The following is a 20,547-nucleotide window of genomic DNA, read 5'->3' as shown; positions in this document are numbered from 1 at the left end:
AACCCATGCCAGGCACACCGTCCGCCAACACCCGCCGCTCCGCAACTGCCGGAGAGGGAGCGGAACCCCCGACACCGCGGATCGCCCAGCTCCCGGCCCGGGACAAGCTGGAGCGATTGCTGCGCGTGGCCCGGGGAAGGAAGCGGGCGCTCATCCTCACCCACGACAACCCGGATCCGGACTCCATCGCGGCCGGGGTCACGCTCGCTCACATCCTGGAGCGCCGGGCGGGCATGGAGGCCCGGGTGGGCTACGGTGGGATCATCGGGCGCGCGGAGAACATCGCCTTCGTGCGGGTGCTGCGGCTGCCGGTGTCGCACGTCTCGCAGATCGACTTCGACACGTACGATCTCTTCGGCCTGGTGGACACACAGCCGCCGGTGGGCAACCACTCGCTGCCGGCGCGGCTGCGGGCGGACATCGTGATTGATCACCACCCGGTCCGCGAGGAGAGCCTGCAGGCGCCGTTCGCGGACGTGGGCGGAGACTTTGGCGCCACCTCGACGATGGTGGTGGAGTACCTGCGCGCGGCGCGGCTGGAGCCCTCGGTGGAGGTGGCCACCGCGCTGTTCTACGGGATCAAGGCGGACACGCGGGATCTGGGCCGGGAGACGACCCAGACGGACGTGGACAGCTACCTGTGGCTCTTCCCGCGCTGTGACAAGCAGCTGCTGGGGCAGATCGAGCACCCGGAGCTGCCGGCGCGCTACTTCCAGCTCCACCACACGGCCATCGAGAAGGCGAAGGTGTACGGCACCGCCATCGTCACCGATCTGGAGGAGGTCTACTCCCCGGACATGGTGGCGGAGGTGGCCGAGCGGATGATGTTCCTCGAGGGGATGAAGTGGTCGCTGGCGTATGGGACGTACCGCAACCAGCTCTACGTGTCCCTGCGAGTGAAGGATCGGCGGATGAACGCGGGCCGGCTGATCCGGGAGATCTGCGCGGACTTTGGAGGCTCCTCGGGAGGCCACGGCAGCATGGCGGGCGCGCGGATGCCGCTGTCGGGCCGCGCCAATCAGCGCCGGACGCTCAAGCGCGAGCTGGTAGGCCGGTTCCTGGATGCGTTCGGCGTCGCGGACGAGAAGCCCGTGGCCCTGCTGGCCGCGCAGGACGCGTGATCTACTGGGACTACAACGCGGCCGCGCCGGTGCTGCCCGAGGTGGCGCAGGCGCTCGCGCGGGCCTTCACGGAGGGGGGCTTCGGCAATCCCTCCAGCGTGCACCAGGCGGGGCGTGAAGCACGGGGGCGGTTGGACTCGGCGCGGGCCCGGGTGGCGCGGGTGCTGGGCTGCGAGCCGAAGGAGGTCTGCTTCACCGGCTCTGGCTCCGAGGCGGACGCGCTGGCGCTCAAGGGGGCGTTTCTCGCGCGGCCAGATCCGAGCCGCCGCCGCATCGTCACCTCTACCCTCGAGCACCCCGCCGTGCTGGCCGCGCTGACGCAGCTAGAGAAGCAGGGCGCGGAGGTGCTCCGGCTGAAGCCTGATCCGGATGGCCGCGTTCGAGCCGAGGCAGTGCTGGCCGCGCTCACGCCGGCCACGGCGCTCTGCTCCTTGATGTGGGCCAACAACGAGACGGGCGTGGTGCAGCCGGCGGCGGAGGTGGCTCGTGCCTGTCGCCAGCGCGGCATCCTCTTCCACACGGATGCGGTGCAGGTGGCGGGGAAGCTGCCGCTGAGCCTGCGCGAGGTGGACGCGGATCTGCTGGCGCTCTCGGCGCACAAGTTCGGCGGCCCCGCGGGCGTGGGCGTGCTGGTGGTGCGCAAGGGCTTGGACGTGCAGGGGCTGACTCCCGGCCACCAGGAGGCAGGGCGCCGTGGTGGGACGCAGAACGTGCCCTATGCCGAGGCGCTCGCCCTGGCGCTGGAGAAGGCGCAGGCCACCCAGGAGGCCACCGCCGCTCGCGTGGGCGCGCTCCGGGACATGTTCGAGCGCGAGGTGCTCGCGAGCATCCCGGACGTCACCGTGAATGGCGGCGGCGCGCCTCGGGTGCCCAACACCAGCAACCTCCACTTCCATGGCGCGGACGGCGAGGCGCTGCTCATCGCCCTGGATCTGGAGGGCATCTGCGCCTCTTCGGGAGCCGCCTGCGCTTCGGGCACCCTCACGCCCTCGCACGTGCTCCTGGCCATGGGGCTCACGCCCGCACAGGCGCATGGCTCGCTGCGGTTCTCGCTTGGCCCCGACACCACCGAGGCCGAGGTGGAGCGCGTGGTGGCGGCGCTCCGGATCCATGTGCCTCGTGCGCGGGCCCTCGCGGCGCAGGATCTCGCGTAGCTGTCCGGCTCACCCAGCAGGACTCATTCGCTGGTGCCGAACAGCCCGCGCACCACGGCGGCGATGGCCAGCGGCGTGCCCACCAGCTCGTCATAGTGCGGCGTGAGCGCCTGCGCGTACGCCTCCGCCGTGGGGAATCGATCCTCGATCCGCGCCGCGAAGCCCCGGAAGATCACCTCCTCCAACAGCTCGGGGACCTCCGGGCGCAGCACGTGGATGGGCCGGTACCGCCGGTGCCGGATGTTGAAGAAGACCTCGTCCGGCGTGTTGCCCGTGAAGGGGCGCTCCAGCGTCAGCAGCTCGTAGAGCACCACCGTGGCGGCCCACAGATCCGCCTCCGGCGTGACACTGCCGAGCAGAGACTCGGGAGACAGGTAGTAGGGCTTTCCCAGCACCTCTCCCCCCTCGCGCGAGCCATCCACGAACACGCGCGCCACGCCGAAGTCGCCCAGCTTGATCTCCCCCAGCCGGGAGATGAACAGGTTGGACGGGGACACATCGCAGTGGACGATCCCCAGCGGCTCGCCGCGCGAGTCCACCGCCGTGTGCGCGTAGGCCAGCGCCTCCAGGAGCACCTTCCCCAGGTACACCGCGAAGTCCAGCGGCAGGGGAATCCCCCGCTGCTTGCAGCGGCGCAGGATCTGGGCCAGATCCTTCCCGTCCACCAGCTCCATGACGATGTAGTACGTCCCCTCGGCGATCCCCACGTCCAACACCTTCACGATGTTGGGGTGATCCAGCTGGGTGGACAGATCCGCCTCGCGGATGAAGCTCTCCACGGAGGACGGATCCCCCGTGAGCGAGGGCAGCAGCCGTTTGACGGCCACGTTCCAGCCCTCGTAGCGCCCGGCGAGCACGCGCGCCCGGAACACCTCGGCCATGCCTCCCTTGCCCAGCGGGGCCTGGAGCTCATAGTTGCCGAAGACCCGGGTCGGCCGCGGCGTCACAGGGGGGCTCACGGGCTCGAGGTTCCGCTGCCTGCCGTCCCGCGGGAGTTCTTCTCCCGGGAGCTCTTCACCAGATCCTTGAATTGCGGATCGTTCCCCAGCGCGTGCGTCAGATCCTGATCGTGCTCGGCGACGGCGTGCAGCTCGTAGCCCGCGCTCACCGCCCGCTTCAGGTAGTCCAGCGCCTTGGGCTTGTCGCGCTTCTGCGCGTAGGCGCACCCGAGCATGTAGAGGATGAAGCCATTCTGCGGGTTGGCGCTGTGCGCCTTCTCCAGATCCTTGATGGCCAGGTTCACCTGGCTCATCTTCAGCAGGCTGGAGCCCCGCCCCAGGTACGCCGGCCAGTTCGAGTCCCCCGAGTCATAGTCCAGGCTCTGCTTGAACTGGGCGGCCGCCTCGTCCCACTTGTGCGCCTTGTAGAACTGATCCCCGCGCTGGCTGGCCTGCTTGGCCGCCTCGACGTTGCGCGCCCCGCGCTTTCCAGGCGGGTCCTGCACCGCGCCGCTGCCTCCGGCCGGCGTCTCCGCGGGAGAGCCCGCCGCGTTGAGCGGCACCAGGATGAACCGCCCGGACTTCTGCAGGCCCAGGGACTGGCAGCCCTCGCGCAGGCGCACATGCGCCACCAGCGTGCTGTCCTCCTCGTTGTAGAAGCCCAGCACCGGGTAGGTCTGCTCCGCCGGGCACATGGAGCCCGTCTGGCACACCGTCAGCCGCGCCACCAACACCGAGCCCTCGAAGTCCCCCACCAGCACCTCGCGCTGGGCGTCGAAGTGGCAGGGGCCTCCCTCCACCACCCGGCCGGAGACGTGCTCTCCCTCGGTCTTCAGCGCCAGTGTGCCGTACGAGTCCGCCCGGTAACTCCCGGACAGGGGCAACCCCGCCGCGGCCAGACCAGGAACCAGGAAAAAAGCCAGCACGAGGCCGGTTGTAAAAGGCACGGGTGCCATCGGGAGATAGGGCCGGCGCATCATAGGGGGCAGGTGCCCACGTTGTAAACGCGTGAGGGACACCTTGACCTAGCCGGTGAGGCTCCTTATCATTTCATTCGGATATTCCGCAGTTTCTTCAACAACTTTGAGGACTTAGCGACTTTTATCAGTTGTTCAAGGGCTGTCCCCTGCGGGGCGCGTGATGCCCAGCAGAAATTCGAACCGATACGTCCATCACGGGGTCCGTTTCGGGCGCCATGCGCAAGCCCTCCCCCTCGCGGGGCAGAGGGAAGCCTACGGAGCCATGACTTTGGTCCCCACCTGGCTTTTATAGGGTTCAATGGACGCTAGGCACACGGCCATGCGGCGGGGGACTTTTTCTCTGGAGTGGCGGCGGTGAGCGAGACGGTGGCGGCAGACGAGGCAGCGCGGAAGCAGTCCTTGCGCGAGGAGCTGACGGCCAAGCGCAAGGCGATGACGCCTGACCTTATCGACGGGCGTGGGTTGAAGGTGCAGTCTCGATTCCTGGCTTCGGCCTACTACCAGAAGGCGAGGACGGTGGCGTTGTATGCGCCCATTCGAGGAGAGGTCCCCACGCGGGACATTCTCATCGCGGCGCTGCAGGACGAGAAGATCGTCTGCTATCCACTGTCCCATGTCCATGGTCGGATCCTCTCCTTCCGGGCCATCAAGTCCGAGGCGGAGCTGGAGCCGGGGCGGTTGGGGGTGCGCGAGCCCTCCAACTCCTCGGATCTGATCCCGGTGGACCAGATCGATCTCTTCGTGGTGCCGGGGTTGGGCTTCACGAGGGACGGCAAGCGGCTGGGACGCGGAGGCGGCTACTACGACGCCACCTTGCGCGCGGCCTCGGCGCGAAGCCGGCGGATCGGCCTGGCGTTCAGCGATCAGATCGTCGACGTGATGCCCACGAATGGGGACGACGTGGACATGGATCTGGTCGTCACGGAGCTCGAGTCGCTGCGCGGGCTCTACCGGGACTGGGACTTCCTGGACACGTGAGCATGCGCTTCGGGGATGGGGTGGAGCGGCCAGGCTCCTGGCCGTGCGCACCCTCCTCCCGAAGCGGATGTCACCTGACGAGCAAAGGGCCTCGCGGCGCGGGCGGATTCGGGTAACGTGCCGCGCGCGATGACCCAGGATCTGCTGCGCAAGGCGACGCCGGAAGAACAGTTCGAGGAAGTGACCCGAGGCACCATGGATCTCCAGGTGGCCGAGGAGCTGAAGAAGAAGCTCGAGCGCTCGTACAAGGAGGGCAAGCCCCTCATCATCAAGGCGGGGTTCGATCCGAACCGGCCGGACCTGCACCTGGGGCACTCGCTCCTGCTGACGCGCATGCGGCGCTTCCAGGAGTTCGGGCACACGGTGGTCTTCCTGATTGGAGACTTCACCGCGCTGATCGGCGACCCGACGGGCAAGAACGTGACGCGGCCTCCCCTCTCGCGCGAGGAGGTGAAGGCCAACGCGGAGACGTACAAGAAGCAGGTCTTCAAGGTGCTGGACGCGCAGCGGACGCAGGTGCGCTTCAACTCCGAGTGGCTCGACGCGCTGGGCACCGAGGGGATGATCCGGCTGGCGGCGCGCTACTCGGTGCAGCGCATGCTGGAGCGCGACGACTTCAAGAAGCGCTTCAAGGAGCAGCGCTCCATCGCGCTCCACGAGTTCCTGTACCCGCTGCTGCAGGGGTACGACTCGGTGGCGCTGAAGGCGGACGTGGAGCTGGGCGCCACGGATCAGCTCTTCAACCTGCTGGTGGGCCGGCAGTTGATGAAGGAACAGGGGATGGAGCCGCAGGTGATCATGACGGGCCCCATCCTGGAGGGCCTGGACGCCAAGGCGGTGGACGGGAAGATCGTCGGCGAGAAGATGTCCAAGAGCCTGGACAACTACGTGGGCATCGACGAGCCCGCGGATCAGATCTTCGGCAAGCTGATGAGCATCACGGACGATCTGATGTGGCGCTACTACGAGCTGCTCTCGTCCAAGCCGCTCAAGGAGCTCCAGGCGCTGAAGGCGGCGGTGGAGTCCGGGCAGACGCACCCGAAGGCGGCGAAGGTGGCGTTCGCGCAGGAGATCGCCTCGCGCTTCCAGGGCGAGGAGGCGGGGAAGAAGGCCGCGGCGGACTTCGAGGCGCGCTTCGCGAAGAAGGAGCTGGACGCGGAGAGCCTGCCGCTCGTGGAGATCTCGATGGCCGGGGCGCCCAAGCTGCCGGTGACGAAGGTGCTGCCGGAGACGAAGCTGGTCGCGTCCGCGACCGAGGGCCGCAAGCTGATGGCGCAGGGCGGCGTGCGCGTGGACGGGGAGAAGATCACCGACCCCAAGGCGGAGCTGGGCCCCGGCGAGTACCTGGTGCAGGTGGGCAAGCTGAAGGCCGCGAAGGTGAAGCTGTCGTAGGGCCGTGAATACGCGCGCCCGGAGGCTGTCCAAGCCTGCAAGCCCTCGCCACGGTGCAGGGCTTCAGAGCTCTCAAGGTATGCTCCGAGCGCCATGCCGCGTCTCCCTGCCCTCCTGTTGACCCTGTTCCTGCCCCTGGCCGCTCTGGCCGGCTCGGGGGCTTTCGTCTCCTCCACTCGCGTGGAGGCGGTGGATCAGCCGGGCTCGAAGAAGGTCGTCTTCACCGTCGAGCCGGACACCTCCTACCCGCTCCTCAAGAAGGGCGGCCCCGACCGCAAGTGGTGCAAGCTGCAAGGCAGCCAGGGCGAGGGGTGGGTGCTCTGCGAAGGCGCCGAGGAGACGGCGGTCCAGGCCGCTCCGAGCGCCGTGGAGCTGGTGAAGGCGGACAAGCCTCAGCAGATGGAGGTGGTGTCCGCCGTGGCGAAGCAGGCCTCGGGGTGCGCGACGACGTGCAACCAGCCGCCCCTCTTCTCCAAGGCCCCTACCCTGTCCGCGGTGGACCGGGAGATCCTCGCGCTCTGCCCCGCGCGGCCGGACGTGTCGGTGAGCGCGGGAGAGGTCCAGCGCTTCTTCTCCAGTCACTATGACGACCCGCGCATCCAGAAGGCGCTGACGATGGCCGGGCGTTCGCGCAGCGGCTCCAGCGCGAAGCAGGCCAACCTCGAGTGGCTCACGGGCCTCTGGGTGAGCACGGGACCGCGCAACGCCTTCACCCACGTCTTCTGCGGAGACGATTGGCTGAGGGGCCCCATCGGTGGCCTGCACTATCAGGCGCGCTATGTGCAGCTCGAGTCCGAGGGGAAGCTCTGTTACGACGGCCCGGCTCGGGGCGGCGACGCGATCAGCGGCGACCAGTACCTGATCTCGTTCCACGGCGTGGCCCCGTGGTCCTGTGGCGTGAAGAAGATTGGCGGGTTCTCGCGCACGCAGGACGCGGTGAGCATCGCGGCGCTCGGGACGCGGGCGTTCGTGCGCTGCTGCGCGCGTGACGGTGGCAAGAAGGAGGGCGGCGTGTACTCGGCGCCGGAGCTGGGTGGCACCTCGTGGCAGATCTTCTGCGGCACGCGCAACGGCACCTACGGCATCGCCACGTTCTACCCGACGACGGATCGCCCCACCTGCTCGGAGTAGCCCTTCCTTGAAAACCAGGGCTCGTGGCTTGCTCGCGCCACGAGCCCTGAGTGGACTTCAAGCCTTCACGGCGTTCGAGCTACTTCGTCCCAGTGTCAGTGCTCGACTTCGTGGAGCTGCTGGTCGAGCCGCCCTTGCTCTTCTTGCTCTTCTCGGTCTTCTTCGTGGTCGTGCTGCCCGTGCCGCTGGAGCCGGTGGTCCCAGTGCTACCAGACATGCCCGAGCCTCCCGTGGTGCCCGAGCCTCCCGTGGTGCCCGTGTCGCTCGAGCCCGTGCCGCCAGTCGAGCCCGTGGTCCCCGTGCCGCTCCCCATGGAGCCGGACGAGCCGCTGCTCCCCGACGTGCCCGACGTGCCCGACGTGCCCGACGTGCCCGACGTACCGGTGCCACCCGTGCCGCTCCCCATGGAGCCGGACGAGCCGCTGCCGACGCTGCTACCCGACGTGCCGGAGCCTCCAGCGCCACCCTGCATCGAGTCGCTCTGAGAGCTGCTTCCGGAGCTGCCGCCCGCTCCGACGTCCCCCGAGCTCGAGCCCGAGCCACCCGCGCCCGACTGATCCATCTGGCCAGACTGGGTTCCGGATCCGCCCTGGCCTGACTGCTTCCCGTTGCTACAGCCCGTGAAGGCCAGTGCTGATGCCACCGCACCTACAATCATCCATCGCTTGAACATGGTCGTACCTCCCCCCGGTTGATTCAGTCCAATTCAAATCTTGGGCGAGCCCGCCGTGCGGGCAAGGGTGTCCCTAGGTACATGAGCCCGCGAGCGGCGAAGGTTCATGGCCCCAGGCAGCGCCAAGGAGAGCGCGGGCCAGTGCTCGTCTGGCCGTGTGCCCTGATGCGCCCCACGAAGCGGCGCGATTGGACACCGGGGCCCCCACCACAAGCCCGGCGAGGGTGACGCCTCCGGTCCCGCCCGCTTCATCTTCGCCACCGAGAGCGGGACGCTCTCGGCCTGGGCACCGAACGTCGACCCGACCAACGACGGCCGCATCGACGCGGCGCCCTCGCGTCATTCGGCGCTAGCCCCTGAGCGCGAGGACGAGAACAACTGAGGGTGATGGGGCCAAGTGGCGCTGGCGCGGTGTCCCGTCTGGCCCTGGCCTCCTGACGGCCGCTACGGGGCGCTGCCCACGGTGAGCACCGCGCCCGTCGAGTAGGCGGTGAACTCAGGCGCGTACATGGACTGCACCGTGGCGGGCCCCACCCGGAACGTGCCCGCCATGTTCGCCCGCAGCCGGTACTTGAACGTGTACTCGCCGGCGGGCAGCCACTCGAAGAAGAAGTTCGTCCCCGAGTCCCGCGTCTCCTCGTACCAGACGATGCCCAGATCCCACTTGTGGCGGGACACCGCGTTCTCCGGCTCCAGCCCCGCGGCGCGGGGATCCCTCAGGTGGACGTACTCGGCCTCGTGCTGGGTGCGCAGGGAGAGCTGCACCTCCACCTCGTCTCCCGGCGAGAGCTTCGCCCCTTCCGCCAGCGGGCGCAGGGTGGACTCGCGGCCCTGGCTCTCACGCAGGAAGTAGCGGCGCGACACCTGGAAGAAGTCCCCGCGCTCCTCCGTGGGCAGCTTCTCCGTCGAGAACTGCCAGGTGGCCGAGGCGAACGCGAGCCCCTTGCTCGTCTTCTCCACCACCACCGTGCTGCTCTTCACCGGATCCACCTCCGGCCCGGAGAGCACCACCTGGTTCTTCTTCCCCGTGTACTGGTCCGGCTCGAAGACGAACTGCACGGTCTTGTCTCCCACCGTCACCTTCGCGTCCTCGCGGATCCCAAGCGCCCCCTCCTGCTCCAGGTACTTCACCAGCGCGTAGAGGGCCTCGGCCGTGGCCCGCGTGGACTTCCAGTGGTTGAGCTTCTTGTCCAAGAGCAGCCACTGCACCAGCCCGTCCCGGCGGGGATCCTTCGGCTGGAGCTCCGTGAGCGTGCGCAGCGCGAAGGCCTGGGTCTCGGTGGTGTCGTTGTACCAGAGCCAGCTCCGGTCCTCGGGCGCCCAGTACGTGCCCAGCTCGGGGCTCGTCTTCGCCGAGTCCATCACGCTCTCCCACACCAACTCCGCGTCCTTCGCCCGGCCCGCGCGCTTGAGCGTCAACGCCAGGTAGCCCTTCAGGTACGGCGAGTGCTCCTTCCAGTGCTTGAAGCTGAAGTCGAGGATGCGCTGGCGCTCGGCGGCGGTGAGCGCGTTGCCCATGTAGCTCGCGTCCGGGTAGCTGGAGGCCACGTAGTTGAGGAGGGTGAGGAACTCCCAGCCGCGATCTTCCTTCATCAGCTTGCTGGCGTACTCCTCGCGGAAGTGCTGCGTCAGGTAGCCCCACGCACGCTGGGTCATCTCCCGGGGGAACTCCACCTTGTACTCGGCGGCTCGGGCCAGCCCGTGGGTGATGTAGAGCGTCATGAACGGCGACGGAGGGCCGCCCGGCCACCAGGGGAAGCCGCCGCTGGAGGTCTGCGCCTTTTGCAGCTTCGCCAGGGAGGCCGCGCGGTCCGCCTTCGCCACCGCCGGATCGAGCACCTTCACCAGCCCGGCCCCCGGATCCGCTCCGCCCTTGGCCTCCTGCAGCCAGGGGGTCTCCTCCAGCGCCATCTTCCGGTTCGGGTCCACCGCGTCCCAGGTCTCCAGGCGCGTGGGGCGCTCGCTCAGCGCCTTCGCCATCTTCGCCACCGCCGGGTACTGCCCATAGAGGCTGGAGACGATGCCCGTGGAGACGAAACGGTTGAGCGTCTGCTCCGTGCACTCGTAGGGGTAGTCCACCAGGTATGGCAGCGCGGAGAGCACCGAGTAGAAGAGCTGCGCGTCCACCGTGACGACGAGCTGCTCGTTGATGCGGCTCGGATCATCACTGCGCCGCAGATCCTCGAAGGTCAGCTCCTTGCGGTCCTTGCCGTGCAGCGTGACGAAGCGCGACTGCGACAGGTGCATGCGGCCCGGAAGCACGGGCAGCGGACGCAGCTCTCCGTCTCCCAGGTTGCCGGCACGCGCGGTGACTCGGAAGGCCACGGTGCCCACCTTCGCCGGCGTCGAGAGCGCGAAGCGCAGCGAGGCCCCCTTCCCCGGCTCCACGGTGAACGGCTGGCTGGCGCTCGTGACCCCAAAGCGCGAGAGCACGCTCTTCTCCGTCTCGGTGTCCAGGATGTCGAGCGTCAATGTGCCCTGCTGTCTCTGCTCGCTGGCGTTGTTGACCACCACCTCCAGCACCGCCTTGTCGCCCTCGCGCAGGAAGCGTGGGACGTAGGGGCGCACCATCAGCTCCTTCACGCTGCGCGCCGTGCGCTGCACCGAGCCGCCCTTGAGATCCCGCGTCACCGCGTGCACCCAGGCGCTCCAGGCCGTCACCGAGTCCGGCACCGTGAACTCCAGCGTCGCCGAGCCGTCCGGCCCCGTCAGCAGCTGCGGAATCCAGAAGGCCGTCTCCGCGAAGTTCGAGCGCGGGGGCTCCTGGGGCGCGGCCTCGGGCCCTGCCGGTCCGCTTCCAGAAGGTTGCGCGCCACGGCCGGCGGCGTCCGCCTCCGCGAGGGACTGTTTCGTGGGCTCGGGCTTCGGCGTTGGAGCAGGAGGCGGCGGAGGAGGCGGGGCCTCGCTGGGAGGCCTCGCGGCCATCGCCATATTCGCGGACCCGGATTCCCTGCGGAGCGCCTTGAAATCGTCTCCCCGGCCTCCTGGCCCGCCCAGGCCGTAGTCCTCCAGGAAGAGGAGGCTGTCCTCCGTGGGTGGCGTCCACCCGAGCACCTGGCCCAGCTCGTTCCCGTAGATCCAACGGCTCGACGCCTCACTGAGAGAGGAGCGCAGATCCACGCTCGTCATGCGAACGGGATAGAGCCCGCTCACCGAAGGCGGCGTGTGCGGCGCGAAGAGATCCAGCGACTGGTCATACATATACGCGAGCAGCTCGGCAGCGCCCGCCTCCACCTTGGCGCCCTTGGGGCCTCGCACCGTCACGCGCCAGGTCTCCTTTCCTCCCGGCCGCATCCGATCCCGGAACGAGGTGAACTCGACGCTCAGCTCCTTGTCATCGAACGGGACGAACACCGGCTGCACGAAGCGCAGGAGCTGGTAGTCCCGCACGGCCACCAGCACCACGGTGAAGCCTCCGCGCAGCTCCTCCGTCACGGGCAGCTCGAGGACCGCGGGATCCTTGCCCCTCGCGAGCTGGCGATGCTGGAGCCGCTTCTCTCCCTGGAACACATCCAGGAAGAGCGGCTGCGACTCGAAGCCGGAGAACGCGAGCACTCGCGCCGTGTCCCCCACCTTCACCGTGGCCCGCTCGAGCTGCAGCGCCGCGGGCAACGAGACGGGCGTGCTCGCGCCAGCCACCAGGAAGTCACGCGCGGTGGTGAACTTCTGGCCGAACGCATCCACCGTCTCGTACTGAAGGCGATAGGCCCCCGGCTTCAGGGCCGGGAGCTTCACTCGTGCCACGCCCTCGGCGTCATGCTCCACCGAGCCCTTCGCCTGCTCGGCTCCGTCCGCCCAGCGGCGCAGCGTGCTCTCGGGCGAGTCCTGCTCGGCCCACCGAGGCCGGAGCCGATCGCCGGGCGTGACGATGCGCTCCTCCGCACCTGCTGGCTGCTCGCGCGGCGGCGTGAGCGCGGACTCCTCGGCGGGGAGCACCGGCTGCACCGGCTGCTGGAGCGTCACCAGCCGCCAACTTCCCTTCCCCGGCTGCGGCACGCCGTCCAGGTTGGAGCGAGTCACCCGAAGCTCGGCGGGCGTGCCCTCGACGAAGAAGCCCGTGTCCACCTCCACCCGAGCATCCACCGCGACGAAGCCCAGCCGGAACGTCCGGTTCGCCGAGCGTGTCTCCCCGCCCTCGTCCGTGACATCCGCCTCCACGCGGTAGCGCCAGGTGAGCGAGGGGGTCTTCGCCTCGCGCTCATCGGCCTCGGGGGTGAAGGTGAGCTGGAAGGAGCCATCCGCCGCCAACGGCGAGGTGCCAGTGGCCGAGATCTGGCGCCCTCCCGAGGGCCTGAAGCCACGGCCACCGAACCACTCGTCGATGAACACCGGCTCGCGGTACACGCGCCAGCGCACCGAGCCATTCACCACCGGCAGCCCGAAGTAGTAGCGCGCCTCGCCCCGGAAGGTGGCCGGACGGTTGAGCCGCAGCGAAGCATCGGGATCCTTCAGCGTGACCTCGAACGTGGGCCGCTTGTACTCCTCCACTCGCACCAGGGCCGCCCCGGAGGGCTGCGTGGCGACGCGCCACTGTCCGAGCACCCGGCCCACGGGGATGGTGAACTCGCCCGCGGCCGAGCCGAAGGCGTTGGTGCGCACCTCCCGCTTCTCGACCACCTGGTTGTTGGGATCGTAAAGCGAGACCGTCACCGGGAGGTTGGGCTGCGTCTTGTAACGCGCCTGCTCGGCGCTGCCCTGGAAGGCCACCACCTTCCAGAGGATCTTCTGGAGCGGCCGGTAGACGCTCCGGTCCGTGAAGACGAGCGTCTGCGAGGACTGTCTCTGCCGGGAGCGCTCATAGAAGGACAGCGGGCTCTGGAGCAGCAGCGAGTCCTTCCCCCGCCCGACGACGACGAGGAAGCTCTCATAACGCTGTCCCTGCTGGCGGTTGAACACCACCTCTCCCTGGGAGTCCGTCGGCGCGTGCTGCACCTCTCGGTGGCCGTGCTGGTAGTCCATGTGGAAGAGGCGGGCCTCGACACCCGGAACAGGGCGGCCGGTCTGGCCCTCCACCACGCGCAGCTCGATCCGGCGAGTGTCATCAGCGCGAGCGATCAAGGCATAGGGCGTCACCGTCAGGAACACGGCGTTCACCTGGTTGCTGGCCTCTCGGAAGTCCTCCTGCGCGGAGGAGACGATGACGTAGGTACCGGGCTGCGAGAGCGCCGGGGTGACAAAGGTATGGTGCTCCTGGAAGTCCGGCGTCGCCGGCAACGGCGTGCTCCAGGAAGCGGCCGGCTTCTGCCGGAGCAACCCGCGCAGCTCCTCGCCATCGGGCAGCAGGTCATAGTCGTTCGCCTTGCCGAGCTGCTTCTCGAGATCGAACGAGTACGCCCGGAAGTAGAGGGCTGGCAGGTTGCGGTGGGAGATCTGGATCGAGCGCCGCTGCGGGCCGTCCGAGCTCATGCTCTCCACCGAGTAGTACGGAGCCTCCAGCGCGCTCACCACCGAGGCGCAGCGCTGGCCTCCCAGGCTCTTGGGGTATGCCGCCGCTCCGGCCTTGGCCACCTCGTGGGCGCGCACCCGGTGGTCCGCCTCCCGCTCCTGCTCCGCCAACAAGCCCTGTCCCATGGCCCACCAGGGCACGTTCCGGAAGCCCTCCAGGAACGTAGCCAGGTGCTGGCGGATGCGCGTCCGATCCTCCTCCTGCGAGAAGGCGGTGTGGAGCTGCTCGTAGCGCACGAGCCGGGCCTCCAGCTCCGCCTCACGCCGACCGGCGCCCCGGTGCCAGCCCTCCAGGTCCCCGAGGATGGCCACCACCTTCATCAACGGGTGGACGCCCGGAGCCGTCAGGTCCACCGAGGGAGCCCCCGCGAGCAGCACGCCCAGATCGAGCTGGTAGAGCTCCTGCGACTGCTCCGGCCGCCACAGCGAGCTGTCCGCCAGCAAGCCCACCCAGAGGTACGTCACCGCATCGCGCAGCGTGCTCCGGATGCCAGCCGGGTACGCGTTCGGAGCGATGTACTCGGAGAGGGACTGAACGGGAGCGCTGCCCAGCCGCTCGCGCTCCTTCCACACCTCCGCGAAGGCGCGATGGGCCTCGGTGAGGATCTGCTCGTGCGTCCAGACCTTGAGATCGATCGGTCCCGTCGAGACCACGCGCTCGCGCTGGAGCACCTCCCACCGGTACGCCCGCGTGTACGAGACGAGGGCCTGGGCATAGAAGAGCTCCACCGCCGTGCGCGGCAGCAGCCCCTTGGGCCACGGCTGATCGCTCAGGAAGCGCACGGCCGTCTCGTATCCGTGGAGACCGATTCGCAGCTGCACCGTGCGGATGAGCGCCCGGGCCCACTCGTCCTCATCCCCCTTCGCCTTGGCCTGGGCGAGCCGCGACTCGGCGCCCTGCGCGGCGGCCTCCACCTTCTGTTCCTCGACGAGCTGATCGATCTCCTTCCACGAAGGAGGCGCCTTGCCCTGGGCGAGCGCAGGCCCGGAAGCCGTCAGCGCGGCGAGGAGGAGCAGCGGGACGCTGAGAGCCAGCAGCCGATGGAGCGTTGCCATGGGGGCACTCTACGCAAGGGCCTGTAGCTCACGAGACACTTTCAATGCACCCCTCCCCCGCGTCATGAACCGCCACCCAGCAGGGGTGACGGGCGCTCAGGGCGCGGCGGCCTTCAGGCGCAGCCCCACCAGGTACACCTCCATGCTCGCGCCCCGGGTGGCCTCGGGGCGCACCACCTTCACGTCCTCGTAGTGCGAGCGCAGCTGCGCGCGGAACTCCTCGAAGTCTCCGCCCATGAAGAGCTTGGCCACGAAGTTCGAGCCCGGCCGGCCTCGCGCCACCGCCACCTCCAGCGCCTTGCCCGCGAGCCGCAGGCTGCGCGCCTCGTCCGTGGCCTTGATGCCGCTCGTCTTCGGCGCCATGTCCGAGATCACCGCGTCGAACGGGCCCTCGTACAGCGCGAGCAGCTTCGCGTCGAAGTCCTCCGCCAGCACGTCCAGCACCGCCGTCGTCACGTGCTTCTGCGTGAACGGCCGGATGGCGACGATGTCCACCCCAATCACCCGCCCGCTCGGCCCCACGCTGTCCGCGAGGATCTGCAGAAAGCCCCCGGGCGCCGCGCCCAGATCCAGCACCGTCCCACCTTTCCTCACCACCGGGAAGCGCTTGAGGATCTCGTCCACCTTGAAGGCCGAGCGGGCCCGGAGCCCCTCTTGCTTGGCTTTCTGGAAGTAGTGGTCTTTCGGACGGTAGGGCTTGCCCATGGCAGGGGGCGTCCCTACCATTCCGGACTGTCCTCGGGGAAGTGTAGGGCGGCTGCGGGTGTAGCATAGCCCGCGCGTTGGGCGCATTGGAGGGTCCATGGGTTCCCGTAGCGTGGTGGCAGCCGTCTGCGTCTCCCTGCTGTGCATGGGCGGTGCCGGGTTCTGCTACACGCGCAAGGCGGCGTTGGACTCGGAGGCGCGCTGGCTGATGGAGCGCGGCAACGCCCAGGCCATCGAGTACGCCGAGCGCCTGGACAACTCCGTGGCGGACGCGCAGTTCAAGACCTTCGCCGAGCGTCGCGCGGTGCTGGAGCGGGCCAGCCTGTGGCAGCGCGGGCAGATGCTCGGGCTGATGGCGGGGGCGCTCGCCGCGCTGGTGGCGTACATGCTCTACCTGTTGAAGCGGCTGGACTCGCAGCTGGACGATGCGGCCACCGAGGCGCCGCCCGAGCTGCTCGCGGCCTCGGCGCCCGCCTCCTCGGAGTCCGCGTCGCCGCTCGTGGCCACGCCGCACCGCTGAGCGCTCGCCGCTCGCTCCTCACCGCCGGGCCCTGGCAAGATGGCGCCCTCACAGGGGAGGAGCCATGACCGGCTGCGCGCACTGCGGAAAGCGGCTCGAGATCGTCGGGAACCAGGTGGGACGGCGCGACACGTGTCCGCACTGCGGCGAGGAGCTGCGCTCGTGCCGCAACTGCCGGCACTTCGATCCCACCGTGGCCAAGGAGTGCAAGGAGCCCTTCGCCGAGGTGCCGAGTGACAAGGACTCGGCGAACTTCTGCGAGCTGTTCCAGATCGGCGAGGGCGGCCTGCACGCGAAGGAGAGCAAGGATCAGATGCTCTCCGCGGCGGAGGCCCTGTTCCGCAAGAAGTGAGCGCCAACCGAGGCCGGAAGCTGCTGGAAGCTCAACTGTTTCCAGCCCCAGTTTTCGGACTCAGGCGCTGTCCTCTGCCTCCGCGAGGGTGCCCAAAGAGTTCCCTCGCGAAGGCCTGGAGACAGAACGGCCCGACGCCTACCAGGGGCAGTTGACCACGTTCACGGTGCGCGTCACGGGCGGAGCGCTGTTCCCACCGCTATCCGTTACCTCGTAGAGCAACGAGTACGTGCCTGCAACCCACCCGTTCACGTAGCCCGTCACTCGCACTGTGGGCGATATGTCTCCGTAGCACGCGTCCACCGCCTCGACGCCCGGATCCACCCACTGGCTGCCGCACATGTGGGTCATCAGCACGGAGCCCTTGAGCTTAAGCGTCGGCGGGGTGGAATCATTGACCGTCACCGAGCGGATGGCGCTCACGGTCGTCCCCGTCGCGTTCCAAGCGATGTACTGCACCGAGTAAGTGCCCTCGGCGTTCGTAGCAGGGCCTGGCCCGTAGTCATCCGGATCCTGAGCGCCCGGCACTCCGTCCCCATCATCATCCCCGGAGTTGTACTTGTGCACTGTCACGGGGACGCATCCCACGTCCCACGCCTCGGCGCCGGGATCCGTCCAGGTGCTCAAGCCACATTCCAGCGTCATCTCGCTGTTGCCGTGGAGCACCAGCGTCAGCGACCCCGGATCAGTGCAGACGGCGTCACACGCATCGCCCCTTCCGTCTCCATCCTCATCCTCCTGGCCTGGGTTCGCCTGGGCGGGGCAGTTGTCCCCGTTGCCGCAGATCCCATCCGCGTCGGCGTCGTTGTTGGCATCGGCCGGGCAGGCATCACAAGCGTCACCCAGTGCATCGCCGTCGGCATTCGCCTGGTCCGGGTTGGCAACCGCGGGGCAATTGTCGTTGACATCCGGCACACCGTCACCGTCCGCGTCCGGCGGTGGCGTGAGGCTGTCGATGCTCACATCCATCCAGGGGCCATTGCCGACCCTGTACTGCAGCGTCATCGCCCCTGCGCAGCAGTTCTCGAACCCAGTCACCTCCACGCGATGGGCCCCCGTGGCCAGCGCCACGTTGTTGACGTACATGACGGCGCCCGAGTTCCAGTCGTAGGCCCACCAGACATCGTAGTTGGCACTTGCCAGCTTGACGCCGTCGACGAAGATGGCCCCTCCATTGCCGAAGTCGGGCCCGAGACGGAAGCTCCAGGCACCAGCCTTCGCCGCCGGCACCCGAAAGTGCACGTCGAGGTAGTAGCCGTGGTTGGAGTTACCAGCTGAACCACAAGGGGTCGCCGCGCCGCCAAAGAGCACCGCCGCGCTGAGCGCCTCCTTGCAGTAGATCGAGGAGTTGGTGATACGGGTTACAAGCGTATCCCGAGTCTCCGTGCCCTGATAGACGTACGAACTCGACGCGGTCGTGAAGTCAATCGTCGAGGCTTGCGCTAGCGCCGCGAGGCTGACGAGTACAGTGGTGACGCAGACAATTCGCGGGCTGAGCACACGCATGCGTGGGTGGGCGGTGCGAGTTGCTGGAACAGGTGTCCCCGTGACTCTCTTCATGGCTTCCCCTCTCCTGACTGCGGTGATGTGAGTCGTGACGAGGGGGAGGTTTGAACAGCCGGCCTTCGTGGCGAGCCGCGTCCAAGAGGAAAGTATTTGCGGAGCCATCGAACACTGCCTTCCCCCCTCAGAAGCAGCGCATGCGAATCTTTACTACAGGGCTGTTGCTCGTATCAACAACAAACAACAATAGACAAGGGGGAGAGCCCTTCTCCAAGCCGCGTGCGTGCTCAGAAGCCGTACAGCTTGGAGATGATCTCCTTCATGATCTCCGAGGTGCCGCCGCCGATGGTGATGAGGCGGATGTCGCGCCAGGCTCGCGCCACCGGCGTCTCCTCGATGTAGCCCATGCCGCCGAAGAATTGCTGGCAGTCGTAGGCCACCTTCTGCGCCAGATCTCCGGCGAACAGCTTCGCCATGGAGATCTCCTTCACCGGATCCTCCTTCTGATCGAACAGCGCCACCGCGTGGTACGTCAGCCGCTTGGCCGCCTCGATGGCGGTGAGGTGCTCGACGAACTTGTGGCGCCACACCTGGAACTTCATCAGCGGCTTGCCGAAGGCCTCGCGCTCGTTGCCGTAACGGATGGCGTCCTCGACCATGCGCTCCATGCCCGCCACCGCGGTGAGCGCTCCCACCAGGCGCTCGCCCTGGAAGTTGGTCATGATGCTGTAGAAGCCCTCGTTCTCCGCGCCCAGCACGTAGCGGCGCGGAATCCGGCAGTCCTCGAAGAAGAGGATGGCCGTGTCCGAGGCGAGGTTGCCCACCTTGTCGAGCTTCTTCGACACCGAGAAGCCCTTCACGTCCGTGGGGAACGTCACCAGGGAGATGCCGCCGTAGCCGGCCTCGCCCGTGCGCACCCCGAGCGTGATGAAGTCCGCGCGGGTGCCGTTGGTGATCCACATCTTCGAGCCGTTGATGACGTAGTCATCGCCGTCGATGCGCGCCGTGGTCTTCATGTTGGCCACGTCCGAGCCGGCGCCGGGCTCGCTCACGCCCAGGGCGGCGATCTTCTCGCCCTTGAGCGCGGGCTCGAGGAACTCGCGCTTCTGCTCATCCGTGCCGATCTCGTTGATGATCGGGGTGGCCATCTGGCTCTGGACGAGCAGGGCCATGTTCACGCCAGCATTCTGGCTGCGGGAGAGCTCCTCGCAGAACGCGGTGACGAACCAGTAGTCCAGGCCGCTGCCGCCGTACTTCGGATCGTGGTTGATGCCGAGGAAGCCGAGCTCGCCCGCCTTCTTGAAGACCTCGCGCGGGAAGATGCCCGCCCGGTCCCACTCCAGCGCGTGGGGCGTCAGCTCCTTCTCGACCCAGGCTCGCACGCTCTTGCGAAAGGCCTCATGCTCTTCGGTGAAGGGGTTGACCATGGTCGCTCCTCGAGAAGATTGATTCGCCAGTCAATAGCAGGCGACTCGCGCGTGAACAAGCACCCTGCCCTGCCCCACCATGCTCCTGCCAGCGTCCCTCCTGCTCCTCGGCCTTGTCACCGCCACACCGGCTGTTTCCTCCTCCACCGCCGAGCCGCTTCGAGCGCTGTGCCGCACGCAAGGTGCCAATCCTCACAACCCCTGGGCGCTGGCGCACGGCCTCACGCTGGAAGGGCGAGGCTTCCGCGCCCGTGACGGAAGGCTGGCCGCGGAGGTCATCGTCTCGGACTTCCTGCGCCGGGACGAGGCGGCCGGGGGACGGGGGCTGTACTTCGAGCCCTTCACTCCAGACGGCACGCCCGTGGAGCCGCACCCCGCGCTCCAGGTGAAGACGCTGGTGCTGGCGGGCTTTCCGCTGAGCCGGAAGTTCCAAGCTGCTTGGGGGCCGGTGACGCTGGGCGCGATGGTGGAGGATCTCCAGCGGGACTTCCGGCCGGAGCTGGCCCAATCGCCGGAGGGGGCCTGGGCGCTGGATGCGCTGGGCCATGTGCTCGCTCCCGGAGCGACCTTCCGGAACGGCGCGGGAGAGACGGTGCGCTTCGATGCGGTGATGGACGAGGCGCTCGCCACCCTGGAGAGCGCGAACACGAGCCTGGCCGCCGGCATGAAGGCCGGACTGCCGCAGGTGCCCAAGCAGAAGCAGGGCATCTACACGCATCCGTGCGGGGGCCTGCACTTCTTCCAGGCCGTGGCGAGCTGGGCCCGCCACCCGGCCGTACGCAAGGCCTGGGGCGAGCGCCTGGACACGCAGGTGGACGTGCTGATCTACCGGCTGGGCTCGGAGGCGCGCCAGTACGAGACCGCGCTCGCGGACGCGCCACAGTACCGGCTCGCGCTGCTCTCCCAGTCGCTCAAGTTCTACGGCCACTTCCTGGAGACGCTCGGGAGGTACCGGCAGGAGAACGGCTGGAGCCCCACGCCCCGGCAGCAACAGGCGGTGACTCGGGCGCACCAGCTCCTGGAGGCCACGGTGCGCCGGCTCGACGAGGCGGGAGCCTTCCGCGACATCGAGACGATCGCCCAGCAGCAGCCCCAGCTCTACCTGGACCTCGTGGGCGATGCGTGCCACGCGGCCCACGGGCTCGATGCGTGGAAGTAAACCCCAGCGGCCG

The 20,547-nt window shown here is 68.4% G+C and carries 15 protein-coding genes; 9 read left to right on the top strand and 6 right to left on the bottom strand.

Annotated elements, in window-relative coordinates; all coding sequences use genetic code 11:
- Nucleotides 1–5 precede the first annotated feature (5 nt).
- Nucleotides 6–1,121 carry a DHH family phosphoesterase gene (locus ACJ8AT_RS07595; protein ID WP_407736956.1) on the top strand — a complete coding sequence of 372 codons (1,116 nt, stop codon included), beginning with the start codon at nucleotides 6–8 and terminating at the stop codon, nucleotides 1,119–1,121.
- Nucleotides 1,118–2,275 (top strand): cysteine desulfurase family protein, encoded by a 1,158-nt coding sequence (locus ACJ8AT_RS07590; RefSeq protein ID WP_407736955.1) that lies wholly within the window; start codon nucleotides 1,118–1,120, stop codon nucleotides 2,273–2,275. The genes ACJ8AT_RS07595 and ACJ8AT_RS07590 overlap by 4 nt, the downstream gene beginning before the upstream one ends.
- Nucleotides 2,276–2,298: 23 nt before the next feature.
- Here the strand turns inward: ACJ8AT_RS07590 and ACJ8AT_RS07585 are convergent, their stop codons facing one another.
- Both ACJ8AT_RS07585 and ACJ8AT_RS07580 read right to left on the bottom strand, forming a co-directional pair.
- Nucleotides 2,299–3,234, bottom strand: coding sequence for a serine/threonine-protein kinase (locus ACJ8AT_RS07585; protein ID WP_407736954.1), 936 nt, complete (start codon nucleotides 3,232–3,234; stop codon nucleotides 2,299–2,301).
- A complete protein-coding gene (locus ACJ8AT_RS07580; protein WP_407736953.1) occupies nucleotides 3,231–4,139 on the bottom strand; it encodes a tetratricopeptide repeat protein in 909 nt (302 codons plus the stop codon). The genes ACJ8AT_RS07585 and ACJ8AT_RS07580 overlap by 4 nt, the downstream gene beginning before the upstream one ends.
- 408 nt (nucleotides 4,140–4,547) lie before the next feature.
- On the opposite strand from ACJ8AT_RS07580, the gene ACJ8AT_RS07575 reads away from it, so the two are divergent.
- The 4 genes from ACJ8AT_RS07575 to ACJ8AT_RS07560 all read left to right on the top strand — a co-directional run bounded on the left by ACJ8AT_RS07575 (nucleotide 4,548) and on the right by ACJ8AT_RS07560 (nucleotide 8,179).
- On the top strand, nucleotides 4,548–5,171 hold the full coding sequence (locus ACJ8AT_RS07575; protein WP_407736952.1) for a 5-formyltetrahydrofolate cyclo-ligase: 624 nt from the start codon (nucleotides 4,548–4,550) through the stop codon (nucleotides 5,169–5,171).
- 129 nt (nucleotides 5,172–5,300) lie between these two features.
- Nucleotides 5,301–6,563, top strand: coding sequence for a tyrosine--tRNA ligase (gene tyrS, locus ACJ8AT_RS07570; RefSeq protein WP_407736968.1), 1,263 nt, complete (start codon nucleotides 5,301–5,303; stop codon nucleotides 6,561–6,563).
- Nucleotides 6,564–6,656: 93 nt separating this feature from the next.
- On the top strand, nucleotides 6,657–7,694 hold the full coding sequence (locus tag ACJ8AT_RS07565; protein WP_407736951.1) for a hypothetical protein: 1,038 nt from the start codon (nucleotides 6,657–6,659) through the stop codon (nucleotides 7,692–7,694).
- 50 nt (nucleotides 7,695–7,744) lie between these two features.
- Nucleotides 7,745–8,179, top strand: a complete 435-nt coding sequence (locus tag ACJ8AT_RS07560) for a hypothetical protein (RefSeq protein WP_407736950.1) — start codon at nucleotides 7,745–7,747, stop codon at nucleotides 8,177–8,179.
- 632 nt (nucleotides 8,180–8,811) lie between these two features.
- On the opposite strand, the gene ACJ8AT_RS07555 is transcribed toward ACJ8AT_RS07560, so the two are convergent.
- Complete coding sequence (locus ACJ8AT_RS07555) at nucleotides 8,812–14,868, bottom strand: alpha-2-macroglobulin family protein (protein ID WP_407736949.1); 6,057 nt, start codon at nucleotides 14,866–14,868, stop codon at nucleotides 8,812–8,814.
- A 96-nt stretch (nucleotides 14,869–14,964) separates the two neighbouring features.
- A complete protein-coding gene (locus ACJ8AT_RS07550; RefSeq protein ID WP_407736948.1) occupies nucleotides 14,965–15,594 on the bottom strand; it encodes an SAM-dependent methyltransferase in 630 nt (209 codons plus the stop codon).
- 76 nt (nucleotides 15,595–15,670) lie between these two features.
- Here ACJ8AT_RS07550 and ACJ8AT_RS07545 point away from each other — a divergent pair, with 76 nt between their 5' ends.
- Together ACJ8AT_RS07545 and ACJ8AT_RS07540 are read left to right on the top strand one after the other, a co-directional pair.
- Complete coding sequence (locus ACJ8AT_RS07545; RefSeq protein WP_407736947.1) at nucleotides 15,671–16,093, top strand: hypothetical protein; 423 nt, start codon at nucleotides 15,671–15,673, stop codon at nucleotides 16,091–16,093.
- A gap of 64 nt (nucleotides 16,094–16,157) precedes the next feature.
- Nucleotides 16,158–16,445, top strand: a complete 288-nt coding sequence (locus ACJ8AT_RS07540) for a hypothetical protein (protein ID WP_407736946.1) — start codon at nucleotides 16,158–16,160, stop codon at nucleotides 16,443–16,445.
- Between the two features lie 138 nt (nucleotides 16,446–16,583).
- Here the strand turns inward: ACJ8AT_RS07540 and ACJ8AT_RS07535 are convergent, their stop codons facing one another.
- Both ACJ8AT_RS07535 and ACJ8AT_RS07530 read right to left on the bottom strand, forming a co-directional pair.
- A complete protein-coding gene (locus tag ACJ8AT_RS07535) occupies nucleotides 16,584–18,005 on the bottom strand; it encodes a CCXG family PEP-CTERM protein (protein ID WP_407736945.1) in 1,422 nt (473 codons plus the stop codon).
- A 230-nt stretch (nucleotides 18,006–18,235) separates the two neighbouring features.
- The gene (locus ACJ8AT_RS07530; RefSeq protein WP_407736944.1) at nucleotides 18,236–19,375 is read right to left on the bottom strand and encodes an acyl-CoA dehydrogenase family protein; all 1,140 of its coding nucleotides are present in this window, start codon (nucleotides 19,373–19,375) and stop codon (nucleotides 18,236–18,238) included.
- Between the two features lie 79 nt (nucleotides 19,376–19,454).
- Between ACJ8AT_RS07530 and ACJ8AT_RS07525 the strand changes: the two genes are divergently transcribed.
- The gene (locus ACJ8AT_RS07525) at nucleotides 19,455–20,534 is read left to right on the top strand and encodes a hypothetical protein (protein WP_407736943.1); all 1,080 of its coding nucleotides are present in this window, start codon (nucleotides 19,455–19,457) and stop codon (nucleotides 20,532–20,534) included.
- The last annotated feature ends 13 nt before the right edge of the window (nucleotides 20,535–20,547 follow it).

The sequence above is a fragment of the Hyalangium sp. genome, assembly GCF_045802625.1.
Taxonomy (GTDB): domain Bacteria; phylum Myxococcota; class Myxococcia; order Myxococcales; family Myxococcaceae; genus Hyalangium.
Note: the sequence above shows the minus strand (reverse complement) of the source record. Positions and strands in the feature narration are given on the sequence as shown.